23 protein-coding genes are annotated in these 23637 nt (G+C 48.7%); 13 read left to right on the top strand and 10 right to left on the bottom strand.

Features of this window, described 5'->3' with window-relative positions:
* Positions 1-84: 84 nt before the first annotated feature.
* Positions 85-1464 (top strand): sigma-54-dependent transcriptional regulator, encoded by a 1380-nt coding sequence (locus tag CHL76_RS06650; RefSeq protein WP_094908145.1) that lies wholly within the window; start codon positions 85-87, stop codon positions 1462-1464.
* Between the two features lie 90 nt (positions 1465-1554).
* Here the strand turns inward: CHL76_RS06650 and adhP are convergent, their stop codons facing one another.
* The 3 genes from adhP to CHL76_RS06635 all read right to left on the bottom strand — a co-directional run bounded on the left by adhP (position 1555) and on the right by CHL76_RS06635 (position 4633).
* Entirely contained in the window at positions 1555-2571 is a 1017-nt protein-coding gene (adhP, locus tag CHL76_RS06645; RefSeq protein ID WP_079474548.1) for an alcohol dehydrogenase AdhP, read from the bottom strand.
* A gap of 215 nt (positions 2572-2786) precedes the next feature.
* A complete protein-coding gene (locus tag CHL76_RS06640; protein WP_079474549.1) occupies positions 2787-3068 on the bottom strand; it encodes an iron-sulfur cluster assembly accessory protein in 282 nt (93 codons plus the stop codon).
* A gap of 266 nt (positions 3069-3334) precedes the next feature.
* On the bottom strand, positions 3335-4633 hold the full coding sequence (locus tag CHL76_RS06635) for an arsenic transporter (RefSeq protein WP_079474550.1): 1299 nt from the start codon (positions 4631-4633) through the stop codon (positions 3335-3337).
* Positions 4634-4803: 170 nt separating this feature from the next.
* Here CHL76_RS06635 and CHL76_RS06630 point away from each other — a divergent pair, with 170 nt between their 5' ends.
* The 3 genes from CHL76_RS06630 to CHL76_RS06620 are packed head-to-tail and all read left to right on the top strand — an operon-like array spanning position 4804 to position 7081.
* A complete protein-coding gene (locus CHL76_RS06630) occupies positions 4804-5388 on the top strand; it encodes an NADPH-dependent FMN reductase (RefSeq protein ID WP_079474551.1) in 585 nt (194 codons plus the stop codon).
* Between the two features lie 32 nt (positions 5389-5420).
* Positions 5421-5918, top strand: coding sequence for a cation:proton antiporter regulatory subunit (locus CHL76_RS06625; protein WP_079474552.1), 498 nt, complete (start codon positions 5421-5423; stop codon positions 5916-5918).
* A 5-nt stretch (positions 5919-5923) separates the two neighbouring features.
* Positions 5924-7081: a cation:proton antiporter gene (locus tag CHL76_RS06620; protein WP_079474553.1), complete on the top strand. Its 1158-nt coding sequence runs from the start codon at positions 5924-5926 to the stop codon at positions 7079-7081.
* Between the two features lie 139 nt (positions 7082-7220).
* Here CHL76_RS06620 and CHL76_RS06615 read toward each other — a convergent pair whose 3' ends face one another.
* Complete coding sequence (locus CHL76_RS06615) at positions 7221-7826, bottom strand: trimeric intracellular cation channel family protein (protein WP_079474554.1); 606 nt, start codon at positions 7824-7826, stop codon at positions 7221-7223.
* Positions 7827-8228: 402 nt separating this feature from the next.
* The gene (gene hemQ / locus CHL76_RS06610) at positions 8229-8978 is read right to left on the bottom strand and encodes a hydrogen peroxide-dependent heme synthase (protein WP_079474555.1); all 750 of its coding nucleotides are present in this window, start codon (positions 8976-8978) and stop codon (positions 8229-8231) included.
* A 360-nt stretch (positions 8979-9338) separates the two neighbouring features.
* On the opposite strand from hemQ, the gene pta reads away from it, so the two are divergent.
* Positions 9339-10343 (top strand): phosphate acetyltransferase, encoded by a 1005-nt coding sequence (gene pta / locus CHL76_RS06605; RefSeq protein ID WP_079474556.1) that lies wholly within the window; start codon positions 9339-9341, stop codon positions 10341-10343.
* A gap of 46 nt (positions 10344-10389) precedes the next feature.
* On the opposite strand, the gene CHL76_RS06600 is transcribed toward pta, so the two are convergent.
* The 3 genes from CHL76_RS06600 to CHL76_RS06590 form a co-directional block, all read right to left on the bottom strand.
* The gene (locus CHL76_RS06600; protein WP_079474557.1) at positions 10390-11256 is read right to left on the bottom strand and encodes an MBL fold metallo-hydrolase; all 867 of its coding nucleotides are present in this window, start codon (positions 11254-11256) and stop codon (positions 10390-10392) included.
* Positions 11257-11365: 109 nt separating this feature from the next.
* Positions 11366-12712, bottom strand: coding sequence for a sugar porter family MFS transporter (locus tag CHL76_RS06595; RefSeq protein WP_079474558.1), 1347 nt, complete (start codon positions 12710-12712; stop codon positions 11366-11368).
* Positions 12713-12845: 133 nt separating this feature from the next.
* The gene (locus CHL76_RS06590) at positions 12846-13712 is read right to left on the bottom strand and encodes a lipoate--protein ligase family protein (RefSeq protein ID WP_416171860.1); all 867 of its coding nucleotides are present in this window, start codon (positions 13710-13712) and stop codon (positions 12846-12848) included.
* Positions 13713-13926: 214 nt separating this feature from the next.
* Here CHL76_RS06590 and CHL76_RS06585 point away from each other — a divergent pair, with 214 nt between their 5' ends.
* The 6 genes from CHL76_RS06585 to speB all read left to right on the top strand — a co-directional run bounded on the left by CHL76_RS06585 (position 13927) and on the right by speB (position 19585).
* Positions 13927-15171: a dicarboxylate/amino acid:cation symporter gene (locus tag CHL76_RS06585; protein ID WP_079474560.1), complete on the top strand. Its 1245-nt coding sequence runs from the start codon at positions 13927-13929 to the stop codon at positions 15169-15171.
* Between the two features lie 146 nt (positions 15172-15317).
* Positions 15318-16631, top strand: coding sequence for an HD domain-containing protein (locus CHL76_RS06580; protein WP_079475048.1), 1314 nt, complete (start codon positions 15318-15320; stop codon positions 16629-16631).
* Between the two features lie 71 nt (positions 16632-16702).
* Positions 16703-17206: a YwgA family protein gene (locus CHL76_RS06575; protein WP_079474561.1), complete on the top strand. Its 504-nt coding sequence runs from the start codon at positions 16703-16705 to the stop codon at positions 17204-17206.
* Positions 17207-17258: 52 nt separating this feature from the next.
* Positions 17259-17807: a YwhD family protein gene (locus tag CHL76_RS06570; protein WP_079474562.1), complete on the top strand. Its 549-nt coding sequence runs from the start codon at positions 17259-17261 to the stop codon at positions 17805-17807.
* A gap of 60 nt (positions 17808-17867) precedes the next feature.
* Positions 17868-18707, top strand: a complete 840-nt coding sequence (gene speE / locus CHL76_RS06565; RefSeq protein WP_079474563.1) for a polyamine aminopropyltransferase — start codon at positions 17868-17870, stop codon at positions 18705-18707.
* Between the two features lie 2 nt (positions 18708-18709).
* A complete protein-coding gene (speB, locus tag CHL76_RS06560) occupies positions 18710-19585 on the top strand; it encodes an agmatinase (protein ID WP_079474564.1) in 876 nt (291 codons plus the stop codon).
* Positions 19586-19641: 56 nt separating this feature from the next.
* Here speB and CHL76_RS06555 read toward each other — a convergent pair whose 3' ends face one another.
* The gene (locus CHL76_RS06555; protein WP_079474565.1) at positions 19642-20853 is read right to left on the bottom strand and encodes a cytochrome P450 family protein; all 1212 of its coding nucleotides are present in this window, start codon (positions 20851-20853) and stop codon (positions 19642-19644) included.
* Positions 20854-21021: 168 nt separating this feature from the next.
* On the opposite strand from CHL76_RS06555, the gene CHL76_RS06550 reads away from it, so the two are divergent.
* The gene (locus CHL76_RS06550) at positions 21022-21609 is read left to right on the top strand and encodes a hypothetical protein (RefSeq protein ID WP_079474566.1); all 588 of its coding nucleotides are present in this window, start codon (positions 21022-21024) and stop codon (positions 21607-21609) included.
* Positions 21610-21627: 18 nt separating this feature from the next.
* On the opposite strand, the gene eutB is transcribed toward CHL76_RS06550, so the two are convergent.
* The gene (gene eutB / locus CHL76_RS06545; RefSeq protein ID WP_094908143.1) at positions 21628-22590 is read right to left on the bottom strand and encodes a hydroxyectoine utilization dehydratase EutB; all 963 of its coding nucleotides are present in this window, start codon (positions 22588-22590) and stop codon (positions 21628-21630) included.
* Between the two features lie 147 nt (positions 22591-22737).
* Between eutB and CHL76_RS06540 the strand changes: the two genes are divergently transcribed.
* Positions 22738-23607 (top strand): NAD(P)-dependent oxidoreductase, encoded by an 870-nt coding sequence (locus CHL76_RS06540; protein ID WP_079474568.1) that lies wholly within the window; start codon positions 22738-22740, stop codon positions 23605-23607.
* Positions 23608-23637 lie beyond the last annotated feature (30 nt).

Genomic DNA, 23637 nt, shown 5'->3' with positions numbered 1-23637 from the left:
TGGAAAGAAAGTACTGAATGCGGTGTTAATAAAGCAAAGAGGTTATTTTCCAGTTGAAGCTGCCGTTAGAAAAAGGGGGCAAACATGAAAATATTAGTAATTGACGACGACTACGATATCGGCACGTTTTTCCGTTACCTGCTTGTAGAGCAGGGCCATCATATTGACCTTGCCCATGATGGAAAAGAATACGAACGCCTGCGCGGCCAGAACCATTTGTATGAACTGGCATTTATCGACTTAAAGCTGCCCGACACGAATGGATTGAAGCTGCTCGCAGACCTGAAACAGACTCAGCCTTCCTGCCGCTGCATTGTCATGACGGGTTACAGTACGATTGACACAGCTGTAGAAGCGGTCAAGCTTGGAGCCGAGGACTATATTGAAAAACCGTTTGAAGACATCAGCATTATTGAAGAAAAATTACAGCAGCCGAAGCAGAACCTTGAAGCCGATGACCAAATTGAACAGGCGGCCGCACAAAGTGGTATGATAATGGGAACAAGTGAAGCAATGCAGAAGGTCATCCAGCTGGCTGCGCGCTTTGCGCAGAAGCCACTGACGATCCTAATCGATGGGGAAACGGGGACTGGAAAAGAGGTGGCTGCTCGCTTCATTCATGAGCTTTCCGGTCTCAGGGAGCGCCCGTTTCTTGGGGTGAACCTCGGCGCCCTGCCAGAGCAGATACTTGAAAGTGAGCTATTCGGTCATGAAGCAGGAGCGTTTACTGGAGCGCAAAAAATGAGGAAGGGGTATTTTGAAATGGCTTCAGAGGGTACGCTTTTACTCGATGAAATTGGCGAAGCATCCTTATCAACCCAGGTGAAGCTACTGCGGGTGCTTGAATCGAAAGAATTTTACCGGGTAGGCGGGGAGCGTCCGATCAAAACCCAAGCCCGCATTATCGCTGCTACAAACCAGGATTTACACCTTGCTGCATTAGCTGAAAACTTTCGTGAGGATCTGCTGTACCGGCTTGATGTCGTGCGTCTGACAATGCCCCCGTTGCGGGAGCGTAAGGAAGATATCCCCGAGATTAGCCGTTTGATCCTTTATAAGGAAATTTCAGAAGATGCAGTCCTTAGTGAAGAAGCTTTGGAAACGCTGCAGGCTCACTGCTGGCCGGGTAATATTCGTGAGCTGACAAACGTATTAGTGAGAGCGGCTGCGGAGGCAGACGGGAAAATTGAGCGCCGGCATATAAATATGAGGGCCCCGGTCAGGAGGACTGCTGCACAGAACCATATTGTATCCAGGGAATGGCTCAGGGAGAAAAAGCAGGAGCTTGAAGAGGAAAACTATTTATCGCTTGAAAGCATTATCGAAAATATACGAAATGAAGAAAAGAGAAGTGTTCGGGATATTATCGACCATGCTTTAATGATTACGCGTGGAAATCGCCGGGAGGCTGCGGAGATACTCGGGGTAAATACACGAAAGTTGCGCTACTGGCTGAATGAATAACTGTGGCAGCACAATGGGGCAAAACCCGGCGGGAAGAGGAGCCCGCCCGGGTTAAGCCGTGTGTAAGTGTTTCATAAATCTGTCAGGTACTCAGTCCTGAATTTTGAGTACAATTCTGCCGTTGATGTCGCCTTTTTCCATTGAATCAAATACATTGTTAATGTCATCCAGTTCCTTTGTTTCAATAATCGGACGGATCTTGCCTTTGGCCGCTAGTTGAAGGCATTCCTGCAGATCTTTGCGTGTGCCGACGATGGAGCCCTTCACATTTACCGCGTTTAACACCGTATCGAAAATTGGGATGGGAAGCTCTCCCACAGGGAGACCTACAATAACTAAATTTCCGCCCCTTTTGACCGTAGAGTAAGCCTGTTCAAACGCTTTGGGGCTGACAGCTGTGCTGATAGCCGCTTCCACTCCGTTTAATTTTTCCATCAACACTTTTCCCGGATTTTCGTTCATGCTGTTAATAGTCATATCTGCGCCCATTTCCTTCGCGAGCTCCAGTTTATCATCGCGAATGTCGACAGCGACGACGTTTAAAGCCATAGCTTTTGCGTACTGTACAGCTACGTGCCCGAGGCCGCCGATGCCAAAAATAGCAACCCAGCTGCCTGGCTTGGCTTCAGAGACTTTGAGCGCCTTATAGGTCGTAACACCAGCACAAAAGAGCGGGGCTACTGTATCAAAATCCAGGCTGTCCGGAATTTTTGTTACATAGTGGGCCGGCGCTTTGCAGTATTCCGCATATGCTCCGTCGACGGAATAGCCGGCATTCAACTGCTGCTGGCACAGGGTTTCTCTTCCGGACAGGCAGAATTCACATTCACCGCATGCAGAGTAGAGCCATGGAATGCCGACGCGGTCTCCGGCTTTGATGGATTTGACTCCTTCCGCGACTTTTTCTACAGTGCCTACACCTTCGTGGCCCGGCACAAGGGGAAGCTTCGGTTTAACCGGCCAGTCCCCGTGAGCCGCGTGCAAATCGGTATGGCAGACCCCGCAGGAATGAATTTTGACAAGCACTTCCCCGTAATCAAGCTCGGGTACTGGGATATCTTTGATTTCCAGCTTTTGATGAAATTCATTAACTACTGCTGCTTTCATGAGTGGACCCCTCCTTGTAATTTTGCAGGATGCATCCTAAATATATGCAAGGAGCGTGCCAACAATGTAGGCACTACAAAAGGTGCCTGGAATGGTGACGGGGTAAGGAGAGTTAAATAAGCAAGCCGAAATTTCGGCCCGATCGGACAAAAATCAGCGTTGAAATGAAAAAAAGCAGTTCTGCTTTAAAAGCAGAACTGCTTGATGGCGTTTAATTATTCAGCTTCCGGAAGTCCGGCCATCACGAGCTGTGTTTCGCCGTCATCGTTCTCCTGCGTGTCGAGTGTAACGTCCTGCATCAAGTCAGTAACCCGGTTGTCGACTGCTACTTTAATGCCGTTTGCTTCTACCACCTGGTCGTTTTCCTGCGGATCCTGAAGCACAAGGCCGATTTGAGAGGAATCTTCCATCTCTTCGACTGCTACGCGAAGGTGATCCATGTTGTTTTCTTCCATAAGTGGTTCTAGTACTGCTTTAGCACCGTTTGTAATTTCCAAGGGTGAGCCTCCTTTGTTTTTAAACCTGTATAGAATATAGCTATACCTTTTTTTCTGGTTCTGCAAACTGCTGAATACATCCCCTGCTCTCCGCAAAGCATAAAATGCGCGAAGCCGGGCGCTGGATCTTTATTATTTGCAACTCTGCCAAGGGTAACAACAAAACCGCTGTTATTCAAATAATTCATACAGGAAACATGGCGGATGCCCCTATTTCGAACATAGAACACGTTATATTTCCCAGGAAATAGTCGATCGTTTTCCGCTCAGTTTCCAATGATTAAAAGCCATACGTATAGGCCGGCAAGAGTAATAAACAGCGTAGGAATGGTCAAAATGATACCGACTTTAAAGTAATAAGCCCAGGAAATATGAAAGCCGAACTGTCGCAGCACATGAAGCCACAGCAGAGTAGCGAGTGACCCGATTGGTGTTATCTTTGGCCCAAGGTCGCTGCCGATCACATTGGCGTAAATAAGGCCTTCGCGTACCGTGCCGGACACAGCTGTTTCTGAAATAGCCAGAGCGTCAATCATCACTGTCGGCATGTTATTCATGATAGAGGACAAGAGAGCGGCAATAAAGCCCATCGAAAGTGTTCCGACAAATAATCCCTGATCAGCAGCAGCCTGTATCACGACCGCCAGCTGCTCGGTAAGCCCGGCATTCTGGAGACCGTAAACGACGACGTACATCCCTACTGAAAAGAAAACAATATCCCAGGGAGCTCCTTTTAATACTTTGCCCGTTTCAACGGCCGGACTGCGGCGGGCCATCAACAGGAAGAATAACGCCACGACACCGGCAATAACAGAAACGGGGACCGCTGCAAACTCGCTGACGAAGTATCCGGTGAGAAGGACCGCGAGCACCACCCAGGAAAGCCGGAACATTTTGACGTCCCGAATCGCGTCCTTTGGATTTTTGACTTTCTTGACGTCATACCGTCCGGGAAGATCTTTTCGGAAAAAAAGGTACAAAACAAGAAGGCTTGCCCCGATAGAGAAGAAATTCGGGATAATCATCCGGGTAGCATATTCAATAAAGCCGATACCGAAAAAGTCGGCGGAAACAATATTGACGAGGTTGCTGATAATCAGCGGCAGGGAAGCGGTATCGGCGATAAAGCCGCTGGCCATGACAAACGGAAGAATCATACGTTCTTTGAACTCGAGCGCTCTGACCATCGCCAGCACGATCGGCGTTAGTATCAGGGCGGCTCCGTCGTTGGCGAAAAGTGCTGCCACAACAGCTCCAAGCAGAATTATGTAAATAAACATCCGCAGGCCGCTGCCTCCGGCGATTTTAGCCATATGCAGAGCGGCCCATTCAAAAAAGCCTATCCTGTCCAAAATCAGGCTGATAATGATAATAGCAACAAAGGCGAGGGTAGCGTTCCATACGATTCCGATGACGGTTTCAACGTCACCGAAGCTCACTACCCCTGCGATGAGAGCGATAATTGCGCCTCCACAGGCTGACCAGCCAATATTTAAGTTTTTCGGCTGCCAAATAACTAATACAAGTGTGATAAGAAAGATAATGATTGCGAATAGGGTGTCCATAAGTACCTCCAGGCGGGGCCGAAAACGATGCGGCTTCCGTTTATTGATTTTATTATATAAGCATATGCTAATGTAAATAAACCGAGAAGTCAAAACACGTCTCTAATCTTTTAAAAAAAGTATGATTGCTAGAGTAAAAGAGTAGAAAAAATGTATAATGAGGCTAGAAGGTGATCGTAAAGGCGGTGAAGTTTATGACGGGGGAACAGATGAACGTAACAGTAATCTGCGGGAGTCTGCGGAAGGAATCCTACAATCGAAAGCTGTTGGATTTGATGAAAGCAGAGTTTCCGGAGCATTGGGAAGTTGAGGAAGCATTTTTGCATCATATTCCGCTCTATCATGCCGATGTAGAAGAAGTGGGGACCCCTGAAGCCGTAGTAAAGCTCAAGCTTGCAATGATGCGTGCCGATGGAGTCATTATCGTGACCCCGGAATACAACAATGGGATGCCGGGGGTGGTAAAAAATGCCCTGGACTGGGCGTCGAGTCCACCTGCCCATTCTGCTCTGACCCACCGTGCTTTTGCGCTTGCCGGAGCAACTCCCGGCAGTGGCGGCACGGCCTTATCGCAGTACCAGGTCCGGCAGACACTTACAGCAGCCGAGGCCTATGTGATGCCCGGGCCGAAAATGCTGGTGGCAGGAGTGGCAAAAAAAACGAACAAAGATTCAGGTATGCTTGAAGATGAAAAAATAACGCGGCACGTACGAAAATTCGTGGAGGCGTTTGACAGCTGGATGCACCGTTTTTGACGGATAAAGAAAAGGCACAGGAGGAATGGCAAATGAGAATCAGAGAACATGACCTGCCTGGAGTAGGAAAACGAGTATCGTTTGAAAACCGGGACGGTATCACTACGGTCATGATTGTACACCACAGCGGTAAAAGAGAAATTTATTTCGTTGAAGACGAAGACGATGACGAGGCGCTGTTTTCCACTATATTCACATCCGATGAAGCAAAGGAACTGGGTGCCCGCCTGCTAGGCGTTCACGATGAACCGGTGGATGAAGAAAGCTTTGAGCGCTTCCGTTTATTGAGAAAGAAAATGTTAGTTGACTGGATTAAAGTGAAAAAAGGCTCCCAGATGGATACACGCTCGGTGGAAGAAGCCCAGACTTCAATACCGGAGGGAGTTTCTATCGTTGGCATCATGAGAGATAAGGATATTCTTCCGAAACCCGAGGATGATTTCATCATTCAGGCCGGGGACACACTTCTTGTGGTCGGAAAAAAAGACATTATTGGTCGCTTTGAAGAAGTTTGTAAGGCGAAAGGATAGTTCTTATGCCGGAAATGCCTGAATTGCTTGCTGCGGGGCTGATGCTGCTCGTGCTGTTTATCGGGGGATGGCTCTCTTTTAAAATGCGGTTCCCCGACGTCATTATCTATCTATTGATTGGAATTGTCGTCAGCAGCTGGCTGGCAGATTCGCATCTGTTGTATTTTGCAGGGGAGATCGGGATTGTCCTGCTGTTTTTTATGCTGGGAATGGAATTTCCGGTCCGTCAGCTTATCCGTGTTGCCACCAAAGTTTTTCGGGCTGGTATTCTTGATATTGTCCTCAGCTTCGGGGTCACGACTGGTATTGCGCTTTTGTTTGAGCTTGGATGGCTTGAAGCATTGATTATAGGTGGAGTCGTCTATGCCACGAGTTCCTCGATTACAGCTAAAATGCTTGAGAACTCTAAACGAATGGCCAGTCCGGAGTCGGAATTTATCCTTGGCCTTCTTATTTTTGAAGATTTATTTGCGCCGGTGCTGGTGGCAGTGCTTGTCAGTATGACTGTCGGCAGCGGGGTTACTGTCGGCACGCTGGGATGGACCTTCGTTCAAATTATTATATTAGTCGCAGGAGCTGTACTGCTCGGAATACTTATTTTCCGAAAATTGCGTTCATTCGTGGACCGCTATATGGATGAAGATTTTTTTCTCCTTTTCGTATTTGGTATTGCGCTCACATATGGAGGTATCGCCCTATACTTGAATCTGTCCGAAGTGCTGGGCGCCTTTTTGGCAGGCATTATTCTGGCCGAAGTCAAGCGAAGCGACGTGCTCGAAGGGTTAGTGGTGCGTTTTCGCGACCTGCTGCTGCCGATGTTTTTCGTTTACTTCGGAACAACCATTGAGGTGGGGGAAGGAGTACCGATGATTCCAATGCTTCTCGTACTGCTCGCCTGGTCGTTGGCTGCTAAAATAATCGTCGGCTTCGCAGGTGGAAAGCTATATGGCCTGTCGTCCAAAGTAGCCCTGCGTGCAGGCTTGTCTTTAACTCAGCGCGGAGAATTCTCCATTATTATTGCGGCGCTTGCCACTGGTACGCTAAGGACCTTCAGTAGTATTTTTATTCTTCTTTCCGCTCTCATCGGAGTATATTTGTTCCAGAAAGCCCCGGAGATTGCTACAGGCATCTACGGCAAGAAAAGAAGCAAAAAAACAGCATAAATGAAAGTGTGGAGGGCTGCTCTGTATAGAGCGCCTCTTTTTTCATGGATTTATTTTTAACTTCTGCTTTATGTATTATTATAATAACCATTAAAGCCCCGTACGGTATAAAAAACCTGCCGGGGACCGGCAGGAGGAACTACATGGATGGAATAGTGCGATGGGGAAGCTTCCATTGAAAACGGTAGGAGCATACACGTCCGGAAACGAGCAGCACGAATAATAAGAAGAGACCAAAGCCGCCGGTAACCCAGCCCATTCCAATAAACAGCCCGCCGACGAGTGCCCAAAGCGCGTAAACTTCGGAGTGAAGCACCATTGGCTTTCGGTTGGCCAATACGTCGCGAATTAGCCCGCCGCCGCTGCCCGTGAGTACTGCTGCCACGATAACAGCGCTGAGCGGATGCCCCATTTCCACAGCGAAGAGGGCCCCCTGCATCGCAAAGGAAGCAAGGCCGATAGCATCAAAAAATGACCCCCAGCTATGCCAGTGCTTCATTAAGATGTTTGGAAACAACACGAACAGCAAAATTGAAAAGAAAGAAACTTGAAAAAACAATCCCTGGCTCCAAAGTTCGGATACAGGAACCCCGATTAAAATATTTCGAATCGCTCCCCCGCCAAAAGCAGTAATAAATCCTAAAAATAATACCCCGAATATATCAAGGTCTTCTTCCATTGCAACAATCGCCCCACTGATGGAAAACGCAATGGTGCCGATTACGGTCAGCATATCCCAGGTCATACGGCTCCTCCTCTTCTGGATGATGCGTCTTCATATAAAAATCGCCGCCAGAAAGGCAGCGACGGCACATACAATTTTAGTCCGAGGATGATTATAAGCTTTAACTGTAAAAATAGCAACCTGGAACCTGGTGTGAAAAGAGCCGGAACCTTTCTGTTTCGATGGTCCAAAGGGTGGTTAATATTTCAGCAGCCAGGGAAGCATACATTTATAAAAATATGGACGGGCCGTATGCATGCCGTATGCATTCGGTAGAAGACATTGTAGAAAGAATACAGTGTCCGAAGAAGCGTGAAAGGCTTTTAGAATTAAACTATTTCCCGGGAAATAGAAGCTGCATGAATTCTCTCAAGAGACAAAAAACCGCCAACAAGCGTATGCGCTTGTTGGCGGTTTGCTCTATTATACGGAAAAATAAGACTGAATCTTTTCGGGTTCGAGAATATTTCCGACATAAAACGCTCCGAAATCCCCGTAACGGGCAGAAACTTCATCAAAACGCATTTCGTATACGAGCTTTTTAAACTGAAGAGCGTCATGAGCAAATAAAGTAACTCCCCACTCCCAGTCATCGAGGCCGGTAGAGCCGGTAATAATCTGTTTTACTTTTCCAGCATACTGCCGTCCGGTCATGCCGTGGGCCTTCATTAGTTCGCGGCGTTTATCAATCGGCAGTGAGTACCAGTTGTCTTCGCCTTCCCGTTTTTTATCCATCGGGTAGAAACAGAAATGCTCCCATTTCGGCAAAATAGGATAAATGCGGCCACGGATCCACGGGTTATCAAGAGGATCACTGTCATCTTCCGGTGGCGTATAGTTTCCAAGCTCCACAATGGAAACGTACGAATAGGCAGGGGTGGTGTAAGCTGCCAGCCCGGATTTATCAAAAGCAAGTTCAATATCATGAATTTCTTCCATCGTTTCACGAAGCACCATAATAACAAAATCAGCTTTTTGTCCGACGATTGTGTATAAAGCATGGCTTCCTTTTTCAGCCTCTTCGACCTTTTGGAATCCTTCAATCATACGATGAAATTCGTTGACCATCTGGTCGCGCTCTTCGCTTGGCACCTGCTTCCATGCATGCCAGTTAAAGTGGCGGAAGTCGTGGAGACAGTACCAGCCGTCCAGTGTTTGAGAAGCTTCGCTCATCTTGATTCCTCCTTCTTCTAAACCTTCCGTTGCCCACTATACCATAGTACACGAGCGTCCAAAACGAATATGATTGAGCAATTTGTGACAGGAGCAGCCGCCTTTGGTAAATGTTAATGCCCTCTGTGCCAGGAATTAAAAGAAGTCAAAAGTGTGAAAATTTACAAATCATTGAATTTATTCGTCTTGGTTTATTTTTCACGGCAGAAGGAGTATGCTAATGTATGAAAACGAAACAGGCATTTTCATAATAGACAATCTTGAGGCAGGCTTCAAAAGCTTCGCGTAACATCTGAAAAACTACTACAATAAAATCAATACGATATACACTTGTTTACAATATTTAGAGGAGGTATTTTGTTGAGCGATCTTTTCGCATCCATTTACGATCAGGTGAAAAAAGAGCATCCTTCCATCGTACTGCCGGAAGGAGACGACGACCGTGTTGTTCAGGCAGCTTCGCGTTTGGGAGAAGAGAATGTCCTCACACCTATTCTCATTGGAGATGAACAGGAAATAGAAACGCGTGCCACGAATTTAGGTGTCTCTCTGGATAACGTTACGATCTTCAATCCAAAAACGTATGAAAAAATGGACGAGCTTGTAGCAGCTTTTGTAGCCCGCCGAAAAGGAAAAGAGACAGAGCGGACAGCAAAAGAAAAGCTGACAGACGTCAATTATTTTGGCACGATGCTCGTATATATGGATTTCGCAGACGGACTTGTCAGCGGGGCCGCCCACTCTACTGGAGATACCGTCCGTCCGGCGCTTCAAATTATTAAAACGAAGCCAGGTATTCAAAAAACGTCCGGCGTCTTCATTATGGTGAAAGAAGACCAGAAATTCGTATTCGCAGACTGCGCTATTAATATATCGCCAAACGCTGACGAATTGGCAGAGATTGCTATTTCCACCGCGGAAACGGCGAAATCGTTTGATATCGATCCAAAAGTAGCGATGCTCAGCTTCTCTACCAAAGGCTCGGCTGCCTCCATGGAAACCCAGAAGGTGTCTGAGGCGACAAAAACGGCCCAGGAGACTCGTCCAGACCTTGTTATCGACGGGGAGTTCCAGTTTGATGCTGCGTTTGTCCCGGCTGTAGCTCAGAAGAAAGCACCGGAGTCTCCGCTCCGCGGCGAGGCGAATATATTTATTTTCCCAAGCCTTGAGTCAGGAAATCTTGGCTATAAAATCGCCCAGCGTCTCGGTGGCTATGATGCTATCGGCCCGATTCTCCAGGGCTTGAACAAGCCGGTAAACGATCTTTCAAGAGGCTGCAGCATAGACGATGTTTATAAGCTTTCCCTGATCACTGCCAAGCAGGCTATCACCGAACGTGAAGCAGTGGCAAATAAAGGATCATAAAAGTAAAGAAACCTTCCGGAAGTTTTCTCCGGAAGGCTTTTTTGTGCTATTGCCGGGTGTCGTGCGTCTGTGTTTCCGGTACGGCGAGGTTATCAAAGTCATCTGCAAGCTTTTGAAGTCCATCGCTTAGCGCGTTGCCGCGAATTGGCATGCCGTGGCCCGTAACGGCAGCTGCCGGCTCGAGCTGGTTTAACTTCTCGACAGACTTTTTAGCTGCACTCCAGTCCATCGTTAAATATTTTGGCGGGCCGTGGATTTCAAGCTTCTGCGTTGTTACGCGGGAAAGAGACTCTTGTTTTACGGTAACAAAAGCGTCACCGGCAATAAGCGTCCGGTCTTCTTCCCGGAATAATGAAATATGCCCCGGCGTGTGCCCAGGTGTGTGCAGCCATTTCCATTCATTCAAATATGGGACGGAACCATCGGATGGGAGAGGCTGCACAACGTCTCCTAAATCGATTGGTTCAATTGGAAACCTTGGCGACATTTTCGCAACGAGTCCGCGGTCTACAGAGCTGTCCGCTTTTGGATATGCTTTCTGTCCGGTCAGATAAGGCATTTCTTCCGGGTGGGCGTAAACGGGGACATCCCATTTTTTAACGAGCTCCACCACGGTGCCCACATGGTCAAAATGGCCGTGGGTTAGAATGATAGCGTTTGGTTTATTGTTTGTTCCGTATAAGTCTTCGACTGCCTGAATAACTTTTTCTGAAGATTTAGGCATACCCGTATCAATCAGCACCCAGTTGTTGTTATTGTTATGCTGCTCCACGGTGCAGATATTAACAATTTTATTTGTATAAGCATGAACCCCCGGAGCCACAGTGTGCTCTTTGCCACTCTTCACCGATGTCATCGGCAGATATTTGTCTGCCATTGGATTATAAAGCTTTTCGTTCGTTTCTTCGCTCATCATGCTCCTCCTTTAGAAATGAGTATGTATGATACGTATTTCCGTGCCCTGTATAATTAAAACCACAAAAAAGACGGATGCCCACATGAGCATCCGTCTACAAAGGTGATCACGCTTTGGAGGAAGCTCCTCCGCGAAGATCTTGTTCGATATCTTCGAGGCTGCGTCCTTTGGTTTCTGGAATAAACCGCAGTACGAATAAGAAAGCAAGAACGCCCATAAAAGCGAAGATAACGAAAACCCAATTGATACCTATAGCACCTAATAGAATCGGGAAAGTTAAGGAAACAATCAAGTTAGCAAGCGACAGCACTAGTGTCGTGATACCAGTCGCCGCTCCGCGTGCCTTCATTGGAAACAGTTCTGGAAGCATCACCCATACAACCGGTCCCCATGTGGCGGAGAAAAACATGATAAACACGCCAAGGAAGACCACAATCAGCCAGGCAACGAAAGTAGTCAGTTCGACGCTGAATAAGGTGATGGATAATATGGCAAGACTGCTGACCATGCCAACGTTACCGATCAAAAGCAGCTTTTTCCGGCCGAGCTTGTCGATTGTTGCGATTGCTACGAGCGTCATCAGTACGTTTACTGTACCGATGCCGACTGTTCCAAGAATGGATGCGGCATTGCCGAGTCCTGCTTCTGTAAAAATGGTCGGCGCATAGTAAATGACGGAGTTAATCCCAATCAACTGTTGAAAGGCAGCGAGCAGACAGCCAACCACAAGCATTGGCCGCAGCCATTTTGCTTTCAGAAGGTCGCCGGTGCCTTCTTCAATGTTTTCAATTTCCTTCATTTGTTTCATTTCATCTTCAATTTCCGACTGATCGCGCGTCATGCCCATGACGTTTCGGGCTTCTTGTTCGCGGTCCCGCTTAATCAGCCAACGCGGGCTTTCCGGCATGAAGAGCACGCCGATCATAAGCAGAATCGCAGGCACAGCTGCGAGCCCAACCATCCAGCGCCATCCTTCGATTGGAGTAAAGGCATAGTTCACGATGTACGCAAGTAGAATACCAAGCGTGATCATGAGCTGGTTTAAAGACGCGAGGGCCCCGCGCTGACTTGTTGGAGCCATTTCTGACAAGTAAACAGGTACCAGCGCAGTGGAGCCGCCGACTGCCAGGCCGAGAATAATACGCCCGGTAATAAGTACACCAGCGTTTGGAGAAAAGGCAAGAGTCAATGAACCAATTAAGTATACAAGTGCTATTACAAATACAACCCGTCTTCGCCCGAACTTATCCGAGACATAGCCACTCAAACCGGCCCCTACAATAGCACCGGCCAGTAGAGAGCTGACGACGACGCCCTGCAGAAAGTTCGATAGAGGAATGTCCTGATTAATGAAAAGCAAAGCGCCGGATATAACACCGGTTTCATAACCGTACAGCAAACCACCCAGGGCTCCAAAAAAGTATATCCAGCCTTTGCTTAAGCCGTTAGACATAATACACCCACCTTTAATTTTTTTGTCCTGACAGAATTCTTCCACGTTTAAGGGGGGCCCAAACATTTCCATTCAATAAATTCATAAGAAAACAGCCACAAACAACTTGTGTTTTAGGCTGTATAAGGTTTTCTTATGAGCGTGGCTGGGTCGCTTTTTTGTTTCTTGCAAGCACCCGCTCGTAATAGTGATTGAAGCGGGCCTGTTCGTCTTCTGTAAGCTGATCTTCGTACACAGAAGCCCCCAGGCGCTCTGCTGTCTGCTGCATCCGCCTGTTGATATCCTGAATGGAAAAAGCAGTACCGTACAGCTCTTCAAGAGAAGTCATTACAGAAGGGTCAACGGCTGGCCAGGTGATCTTTATATCTGGCTGAGCACTAGCAGCCCGCTCGTAGAATTCCCGTAAAACCTCTGCACGGGCAGCTCCGCTCCGGGTAACCGCCAAATAAATCTGCACCGCTACACCTCCCCGGATACGGCGCTGCGAAATGCCTGCAAATTTTTTTCCGCCGATGCTTAAATCATAAGACCCTGGACAGTACGAGCCGACGATCTCATAGGCATCAATATAGCCCGGACTGTCAGCAAATACCTCCTGCATAAATGCCCACATCCATTCATAGCCGGCATGGATAGAAGACCCGCGTTCCTCTTTAAAAATAAGGGATAGATTATAAATTCCTTCATCAAGCACGACAGCAAGGCCTCCCGAATTGCGTACAATCACTTCGTATCCCTGCTCCCGGAGATATTCAAGCCCGTCGGCCGCAGCCGGCAGCCGGGTATCCTGAATACCCAGGACAACAGTGGGGGCATGCACCCAGGCACGCATAACAGAAGGGGAAGAACCCTCTCCAAGACTCACACAAAAATTATCATCAAAGGCAAAAGATTGCAATGGATCCATACTTAATCCTGTAGTGGAATGGTCGATCCACCGCCACCTCTTCCCTGTAAAAATATCTCTCATTTCCATTTTATGTACCCCGATTCTATTCATTTTCATTTTGATCGGTTTTATTATAACACTGCTATTTCTATGTAAGGTATTACATACTGCTAAATAATAGAAGAAACCAGGATTTTTCCTTTCCAAATGGGATAATGAACAGTATAATTACGGTATCTGCCTGAAAGAGTTTTTAGTGGAGGGGCCCAAAAACAACATAGAGAGAATATTCATAATATTTATATTTGAAGAGGGGGACCTGGTCATGAACAAAAAATTAACGATTTGGATTTTAATCGCGCTCGTCGCAGGTGTGATTGCAGGGATCATTCTAAGCTTTGGTCCGGACAGCGTGTACAATCCGTTGGATACATATGTGCTATATCCTATCGGCGAAATTTTCCTTAATTTAATTACGATGCTCGTAGTACCGATTGTGTTCGTTTCGATTACACTCGGGGCAGCGGCTTTGAACCCAAGAGATCTAGGGCGGATTGGAGGCAAGACGATTGCGTTTTACCTTGTGACGACCGCGATTGCCCTGACCATCGGTGTTATTGTTGCTTATGTGCTTCAGCCGGGGGCCGGCGGAGACTTTGATATTCAAAACGCCAGCTATAACGCAGAAGAAGCGCCTTCCATTACTGACACCCTGCTTGGCATTATTCCGGACAATCCGGTACAGGCGATGGCAGAAGCGAACATGCTGCAGATTATTGCCTTTGGTATCTTTGTTGGTATTTCCCTTGCCATGCTTGGAAGTAAGGTATCGATGGTGACAAAATTCTTCGAACAATTAAACGACATTCTTATGTTTTTGGTTACAATTGTTATGTACACAGCTCCGTTTGGCGCCTTTGCCTTAATTGCTTCTGCAATTGGCGAAGCGGGACTGGGAGGCCTCCAGTCCATTCTAATGTATGGTCTTGCAGTTATTCTTGCTCTCGTGCTCCAGGCAGCTGTAGTTTACACTCTTGCTATCTCTTTGCTTGGCAAGGGCAATCCGCTCACTTTCTTTAGAGAATTCTTCCCGGCGATGGCTGTGGCTTTCAGTTTATCGAGTTCGAGTGGGACGCTGCCGATTTCGATGAGGATGGCCCAGGAACGGCTGAAGGTAAGCAAGCCGGTATCAAGCTTTGTTCAGCCGCTTGGCTCGACGATTAATATGGACGGTACCGGCATTATGCAGTCCGTGGCGGCAGTATTTATTTCGCAGGCGTACAGCATCGAACTTTCCTTTACCCAGGTAATTGTGATTATTCTGACGGCAACACTGGCAAGCATCGGTACTGCCGGCGTGCCGGGCGTAGGACTGATCATGCTTTCACTCGTGCTTACCCAGGTGGGGCTGCCAGTCGAAGGTATTGCCCTGATTATCGGTATTGACCGTCTTCTTGATATGCTCCGGACTTCCCTGAACGTAACAGGCGACGCCGTATGTGCGTTTGTCATCGACCGTTCGGAGAAGCGGAAACGGGGAGAAGACATTGAACACATTGGAGCGGAATGATTTTAACAAGTACCGGCGGCATATGCTGCCGGTATTTGTTATGGCTGCTTTTTTTGCTAAGCCAGGAAAGAAATTGCTATAATAATAGTATTAGATACACGATCAGCGGGCCCGCTGAAACAGAAACGGAAAGGAACGCAATGACCATGCCGGTTGGAAACAAGAAGCTTCCAGAAGAAAAAGTGTTTAAGGATCCGGTCCACCGCTACATTCATATTAGTGATGAGCTTATTTGGGATCTGGTTGGGACAAAAGAATTCCAGCGGCTGCGCCGTGTACGCCAGCTCGGAACGACGTTTCTGACATTTCACGGAGCGGAGCATACCCGCTTTAATCATTCCCTGGGCGTGTATGAAATAATGCGTAGAATTATCGAAGTATTTGAAGGCCGTCCGCATTGGAATGGGAATGAGGGACTGCTTTGCCTGAGTGCGGCGCTCCTACATGATATCGGTCACGGTCCGTTTTCCCATTCGTTTGAAAAAGTGTTCAACACAGATCATGAAGAATGGACGCGCCATATCATTTTAGGGGATACAGAAGTAAATACCGTTCTTCGGCGGATGGGAGAGGATTTTCCCCAACAGGTTGCAGATGTGATCGAAAAAACCCATCCGAATAAATTGATTGTCAGCATGATCAGCAGCCAAATTGATGCCGACCGGATGGATTATCTGCAGCGGGATGCCTTTTACACCGGGGTCAGCTACGGTCATTTTGATATGGAGCGCATACTCCGGGTCATGAGACCGACAGAAGACCAGGTGGTAATTAAGGCGACCGGCATGCATGCGGTGGAGGATTACATTATGAGTCGGTATCAAATGTACTGGCAGGTATATTTTCATCCGGTGACGCGGAGCGCAGAAGTAATACTGACCAAAATCCTGCAGCGCGTCAAAGACCTTAAAAACGAGGAGTACCCATTCAAATATCCTCCGCACCACTTTGAAAGCTTTTTCCGCGGGGCCATTACGCTCGAAGATTACCTGGACCTCGACGAGTCGGTTGCGATGTACTATTTCTTAATGTGGCAAAAGGAAGAAGATGCGATTTTGCAGGATTTGTGCCGTCGCTTCATGAACAGGCGGCTGTTTAAATATGTGGAATTTGACCAGCATTTTATGATGAACGAATGGCTGCGCCTGCAACAGCTGTTTGCAGATCTCGGGGTGGATCCTGCCTATTATCTGGTCGTCGATTCTTCTTCAGACCTGCCTTATGATTTCTACCGCCCTGGTGAGGAAGAGGACCGGGTGCCGATTCATCTTTTAATGCCGGACCGCCGCCTTCGCGAATTGTCGAGAGAATCGGATGTAGTAGAAGCAATTTCAGGTAAAAAACGAACCGATCACAAGTTATACTACCCTTCAGAAGTTCTTGAGGAGCCCGGCCAAGAAGATACAAAGCAGCAGATTAAGGACATCCTTCATCTGAAATTAGGGAAAGTGGAACGTTAACCGCGCCGTCCTTCCGGTTGAAGCCGGAAGATACATACAGAATCAACAGAAAGAGAGGGGTGCAGCACATTATGTTACCGGATCATGCCAAAATCATGGCCCTGCTTGAAGATACCGAAGAAGTTATTGGACGAAAAAAACTCCAAAAAATCGTGTACATTGGAAAAAAGCTGAACCTTCCCTTCCAGGAAAAATATACGTTCCGCATGTACGGGCCTTATTCAGAGGAGCTGACGCTGCGTCTCGAAGAGCTGTGCGGCCTTGGCCTTATTACAGAGTGCAAAGAGACAAAAGCCGGCTACTATCAGTACCGGTACGAGCTTTCAGAAGACGGGGCTTCTTTTTTGGAAAAGTTTCCGCTCGATTGGCCGGCCGAGCGGGCAAAGCCTGTACTGCAGAGCCTGAATAACCAGAGTGCCCGATTTTTAGAGCTCGTTTCCACGATGCTTTATTTTGATCACCTGCCCAATGAAGCAGTGGAAACCCGGGTGGCCGAGCTGAAAAAAAGCCAGAATTACCGCCCCGAAGAATTCAAAGAGGGCTGGGAATATATTGAATCGTTGCAGAATCAGTAAGAAAACAGGTACGATAAGGATAAGGAACGATTAAAGGAGGAGCTTTTTACGAATGAGTGAATTCAGTAAAGATAATAATAAGGGCGCTGAAAAGAAACGCGGCAGCCAGTTTAATATTTTAAGCGGGGACGCCACTAAAGGGGACGGCGGCTTTAATGCCGGCGCCCTCAGCCTCGATAATGTGACCCCCGTCTTTATCGATCCAGCGGAAGATGCGGCTTTCATTGATATGGGAGCGCTGCACGCCAGATCCGAACCGGAAAAGCGGGTGAAATTCGGGCCGGATAAAAGCAACGTGCCGGACGGCAAATTGTACTGGCTCGTATGGGTGTCCACAGAGCATGGTGAAAATGGCCCATATTATGCCGGCCTCGGCGCCTGCGAGATGCTCGTAGATAAAAAAGCCCGCCGTGCATACAAAAGTATGCCGGAGCATGTAAACAACTTGGATAAAGCAATCAAAGGACGCATAGCGATCGCGCATATGGATGAGCATTCCCGCTACATCCTGCAGGAATATCTAAAAGCATTTAACCGGAACATGTGGGACAATTCGACAGAAGAGCTGTATGAGGCTTTCCGCGGAGCGGCGGAGCAATAAAAACTGGGCGTGCGGGAATGTTTCCCGCACGTTTCGTCTGTGAAAAGAGGAGGAACGTTCATGGAAATGTGGTTTACGGAAAAACAAACGGAGCACTTCGGCATTACGGCCCGTATTACGAAAACACTGCATTCTGAGCAGACCGATTTCCAGCAGCTCGATGTAGTGGAAACAGCAGAGTTTGGAAACATGCTGCTGCTCGATGGCATGGTCATGACAACAGAAAAGGATGAGTTCGTTTATCATGAAATGATGGCCCACGTGCCGCTTGCGGCACATCCGGAGCCAAAGCATGTGCTAGTTGTCGGCGGTGGCGACGGCGGCGTTATCCGGGAAGTGCTGAAGCATCCCTCGGTAGAAGCAGCTACGCTGGTGGAAATTGACGGCCAGGTGGTGAAGTATTCAAAAAAATATCTACCTGCCATCGCCGGGGCGCTTGAGGATCCACGGGTGGACGTGCAGGTGGCCGACGGATTTATGCATATCGCAGAAAGTGAATCAGCGTATGATGTGATTATGGTAGACTCCACAGAACCGGTGGGTCCGGCCGTGAAGCTGTTTGAAAAAGGTTTTTATGAAGGAATTCACCGGGCACTAAAAGACGACGGCATCTTTGTCGCCCAGACGGACAATCCGTGGTTCCACGCGGACCTGCTTCGGACGGTGTATAACGACGTAAAAGAAATATTTCCTCATACCGACGTGTATACCGCCAACATTCCGACGTATCCGAGCGGCCTGTGGACGTTTACCATCGGTTCAAAGCAGTACAAGCCCAAAGAGGTGCACCGGCGCCGGGCTGAAGAGCTGGATACTCACTACTATACGGCGGATATACACGAAGCAGCATTTGCGCTGCCGGCTTTTGTGCAGCGTGGCCTTGAACGGAAGGAGGGGTAATGATGGACGCCTTTGATCCGGCTTATACTGGAAAGGTGTTTATCGGGAGCTCTGCTTCCTATGAGGATAGCAGCGTAGTGCTGTACGGTATGCCAATGGACTGGACGGTCAGCTTTCGGCCGGGCTCCCGTTTTGGCCCGAACCGGATCCGGGAGACCTCTATTGGCCTTGAAGAGTACAGTCCTTATCTGGATAAGCATCTGGAAAATTATTCGTATCACGATGCAGGAGACATGATGCTTCCATTCGGGAATCCGGCCAAAAGTATAGAGATTATTAAAGAAACGGCAGGCCGTTTCTTTGCAGATGGCAAATTCCCTCTTGGCATAGGCGGCGAACACCTGGTTACCTGGCCGGTTATGCAGGCGGCTTGTGTACATGATCCGTCCGTTGCTTTCATCCATATTGATGCGCATACAGACCTTCGGGAAGACTATGAAGGAGAGCCGCTGTCCCACGCCACCCCGGTGCGGAAAATCTGTGAAAAAATAGGGCCGGAAAACGTGTACTCCTACGGAGTGCGCTCCGGGGAAAAAGAAGAGTTTGATTATGCCCGCACATCCGGCATGCATTTCTCTCCGTTTGAAGTAGCAGAGCCGCTAAAGCGGGACTTGCAAGAACTGCAGGGCCGCTCGGTGTATGTATCGATTGACATTGATGTATTAGACCCGGCGCATGCTCCGGGCACGGGGACGGCAGAAGCTGGCGGCATTACGTCAAAAGAACTGCTGGAGGCCATTCATGCAATTGCTGCTTCCGGAGTTCATGTGGTCGGGGCCGATATTGTAGAAATTTCCCCGCCTTACGATAGCGGCGACCAGACCGCAATTGTGGCCGGAAAATGCATTCGGGAAATGCTTCTTGGCTGGACAAAATAGAAGTTCTGGCCATTAGAAAGTCCGGCAAGCCCCTACGAGGCCTGCCGGACTTTTATTTATGCCAGACGAACGGGAAGCTCCGTGAGGCCGCGCATGAGTATGCCGGGGCGCCACTCCAGTTCAGCAGAAGACGTATCCAGCTGGAGTTCAGGAAAGCGTTCGAGCAGCGTATTTACAGCGACTTCCGTTTCAACTCTGGCAAGCGGGGCCCCGAGACAGAAATGCATGCCTTTACCAAAAGCAAGATGTTTGCTTTGGCCGCGGGTAATGTCGAAAACGTCCGGATCCTCAAATGCTTCGGGATCGCGATTGGCTGCATCGAGAGCGACAAGCACGTGGTCCCCTTTCTGGATTGTCTTTCCCTGGATTTCTACGGTTTCAGCGGCCCAGCGGTCGGTGCTGAATTCAACAGGCCCCTCGAAACGGAGCATTTCTTCAATGGCCGGGCGGATGAGCCCGGGCTGCTGCCGTAACGTGCGCATCTGCTCCGGATGCGTCATTAAAGCAAATAGGCCATTTGAAATGAGGTTTACCGTTGTTTCATGCCCGGCGATAATTAACAGCGAAACGACGCCGTAAAGCTCCTGCTCGGAAAGACGGTCGCCTGCTTCCTCTGCCTGGATGAGTTTACTGACCATGTCATCCTCCGGGTGTTCCCGTCTGGTGGCTATCCATTCCCTAAGATAGGAAGTGAATTCCTCCGTATGCTGCTGAATTTTTTCAGCCTTTCCCGGGTCGTTGGACGCTTCGACGAGAGTGTTGGACCAGGTCCGGAATTTATCTCTGTCCTCGCTTGGCACGCCAAGCATTTCGCAAATAACAATGATCGGAAGCGGAAAAGCAAAATCGTCGATAATATCGATTTGGGAGCGGCCCTGCATATCATCAATCAGTTCATTTGCAATTTCTGTAATCCTGCCCCGGAGCTCTTCGATCATTTTTGGTGTAAATGCCTGCTGAACGAGTCCGCGCAGTCTTTTATGATCCGGCGGGTCCGCAAAAAGCATATTTTGCGAAAAAATATTTTTCTGTGCTTCAGCGCGTTCTGCTTCATTTAAAAAAACAGTGAAATCCTTAATGAAACGTGTGTCTTTTAGAACAGCAACAGCATCTTCGTACCGGGTGATGATCCATGCGTAATGGCCATCGGGCATTAAGGCCTGGTGTACCGGGTCATGCTGGCGGAGAGATTGAAAGGCAGGGTACGGGTTCTGGTTAAAGGCGTGGGTGAACAAGCCGGCATCTTTGCTGTTGAACTCATTATTCATTGTAATCGGCTCCTTTATAGTAGGCTTGACAAGAAAGCATCCGCGCATTTAAAGAGACGGGGACAGGTTAATGTTATTCCCGTTTTTTCGAAAGCGTCATCATTGTTGTTTGAAGAAGAAACAATTAGAATGTAGGAAAATCCATCCCTTGCGGAGGTAGAGCAAATTATGATCTATCATGAATGGAAGCGTAAATGGAATGAACTCGAATGCCGCCGGCTATACCGCAACGATGATTTAGAAAAAGATAAACATGGCTACATTGCTTATGAACGGGAGCTTCCGTTTTTCAAAAGCTATCGAAGCCGTGCATTCTATGTGGCTGATGCGCCCCTTTATATTGAACAGCGGGCTGAGGCGGAGGAACGGGAAGCAAAAGCAATCACGCGCCGTTTTCCGGAAAAATTCCGTGAGCAGAAAGAGGACGCCGACCGGCTCATCCGGGCGGACTACCGGCTGCTGCTTTACCGCCGTCTATACGAAGGAAGGGTGCCGTACGTATTGATGTCCCCCCGGCAGATGAACGCATGGCTGCAGAAGGAAGAGGCATTCCAGCTGCAGCTGACAGCGCTGAGCACCGAAGAGGGGCCGCTTCAAAGCCTTTCCTTTTTGAAAAAGCAGATGGGAAACAAAAATTACCGTAAATGGTTCGGGCAGCGCCGGAAGGAATGGGAGAAAACAAAAAAACAGGATACAATGGATCTGCTTTCTTTGTCTCCGTACCGGTCACGCCAGCGGGAAGAAAAGAAAATATAACCGCAGTCAGCAGCCTGTTTAAATGTACGGAGCAACGGCTTCGCGGTGTGTGTGCACATCTATACTGCTGCCGGAAATGATAAGGACGGCGGGACCGTTAACGGTTACGAGCCCGTCTAAAAGAGCGCCAGCACCAACGGCAGCTGCGCCTTCGACGACCATTTTATGCTTATCATATAAAAATCCCATGCCCCGGGCGATCGTGTCTTCATGCAGCCGGAGACGCTGGTCAGCATAGTGCTGAACCATGGAAAAAGTATACTGGTTTTCCAAGCCAATGCCTCCAAGCAGACTGTCGGCAAGGGTAGGGGCCTCCGGCACCAAGGTCGGCTTGCCGATGTTCAGGCTCTCATCCATAGCAGCCCCTTCCCGGAGAGACAAACCGACAAGCTCAAGATCAGAGATTTGTTCCTTTAAGGCAAGCCCAAGGCCGGAAAGCAGGCCGCCGCCGGACAGCCCGGTGAGCACGTGCTTCACGGAGGGCAGGTGTTCGATGATTTCGAGTCCCATCGTTGCCTGTCCGGCAATGACGGAAGGGTGGTCAAAAGGGGGGATAAGAGTCAGTCCTTCCTCCTCCACGAGGCGGGCACTGACTTCTCCCGCTTCGTCCTGGCCGCTGCCTTCTACATGCAGCTCAGCGCCGCTTGCTTTGAGGGCCTCAATTTTATTTGCCGGCACGTTTTCTGAAACACATACGACAGCGCGGATGCCGAGAGCGGCGGCTGCGGTGGCCACCGCGAAGCCGTGATTACCGGTGGAAAACGTAACCACGCCCTGGGCACGTTGATCTGCAGGCAGGGAGCGAATCATGTTAGTTGCCCCCCGGAGCTTAAAGGAGCCTGTCATGTGCATTTGTTCAAGTTTTAAATAGACGGGCTGGCCTGTAATCTTTGTCAGCGGCTGTGAAAAAAGAAGCGGTGTTTCGGGAAGTACCGGACGTAGACGCTGTCTTGCTTCCCAAGCGTGCTGAAGTGTTAACATAGAATCATCTCCTGCTGCAGCAAAATTAATAATTATACTTATTTAAACATAAGCGGAGAAGCGAAAACAATATGCTCTGGCAGACGTTTGCCAGATGGCGGATAGGGAACACTCAAATAGAAGCGTGCGTAGAAAGGATGAAGTAGTGTGAGAGTTGGGTTTATTGGAACAGGAATTATGGGCTCAAACATGGCAAAAAATTTAATGGATGCCGGGGAGAAGGTTACGATTTACAACCGTACCAAGCAGAAGGCACAGCACCTGCTCGATGCAGGAGCTGGATGGAGGGAAACGCCGAGAGAGCTGGTTTCCAAGGTGGATGTCGTATTCACCATGCTGTCGAACCCTGAAGCAGTAGAGGAAATCGCAAATAGCGTTGACGGTCTGTTTGCCGGCGAAACGAGCCGGAAAATATGGGTGGATATGAGCACAGTTAACCCCGGATTTACCCGGCAGATGGCCAAAACTGCAAAAATGAAAGAAATGCGCCTGGTGGATGCGCCGGTATCCGGATCTAAAGGCCCCGCTGAAAAGGGCGAGCTGGTGTTTCTTGCCGGCGGCCGTGAGGAGGATGTACAAAAGGTACAGCCGCTTCTCGAAATTATGGGCAAAAATGTCCACTATATGGGAGGCACCGGGAGCGGGTCCGCGATGAAAATGTCCGTGAATTTAACGCTGATGCATGCGATGACCAGTTTATCGGAAGGACTGCACGCAGCGGAAGGGCTCGGGCTCGACAAGGAGCAGGCGCTTGATGTGCTGCTCCAGGTGCCGACGACAGCACCTGCCGTAGCCGGAAAGCGGGACATGCTTTTGAGCGGCAGCTATGAAACTCAGTTTCCATTGAAGCATGCCTATAAGGATTTACACCTGCTTGAGGAATCAGCCTACCAGGCTGGCATTTCTCTGCCCGTCACCGGCTCGGTGCGGGAGGCTTATGCGCTGGCAAAGCAGTATGGCATGGGCGATGAAGACTTTGCGGCAGTATATCAGCTGCTGTCTAAAGGAAGCGAATAAAAAAAACCCCGACAGTCCTTTTTATTAGGT

It is taken from the genome of Marinococcus halophilus (assembly GCF_002265875.1).
In the GTDB taxonomy this organism is placed as follows: Bacteria; Bacillota; Bacilli; order Bacillales; family Marinococcaceae; genus Marinococcus; species Marinococcus halophilus.
This window is presented reverse-complemented; position numbering and strand designations above follow the sequence as displayed.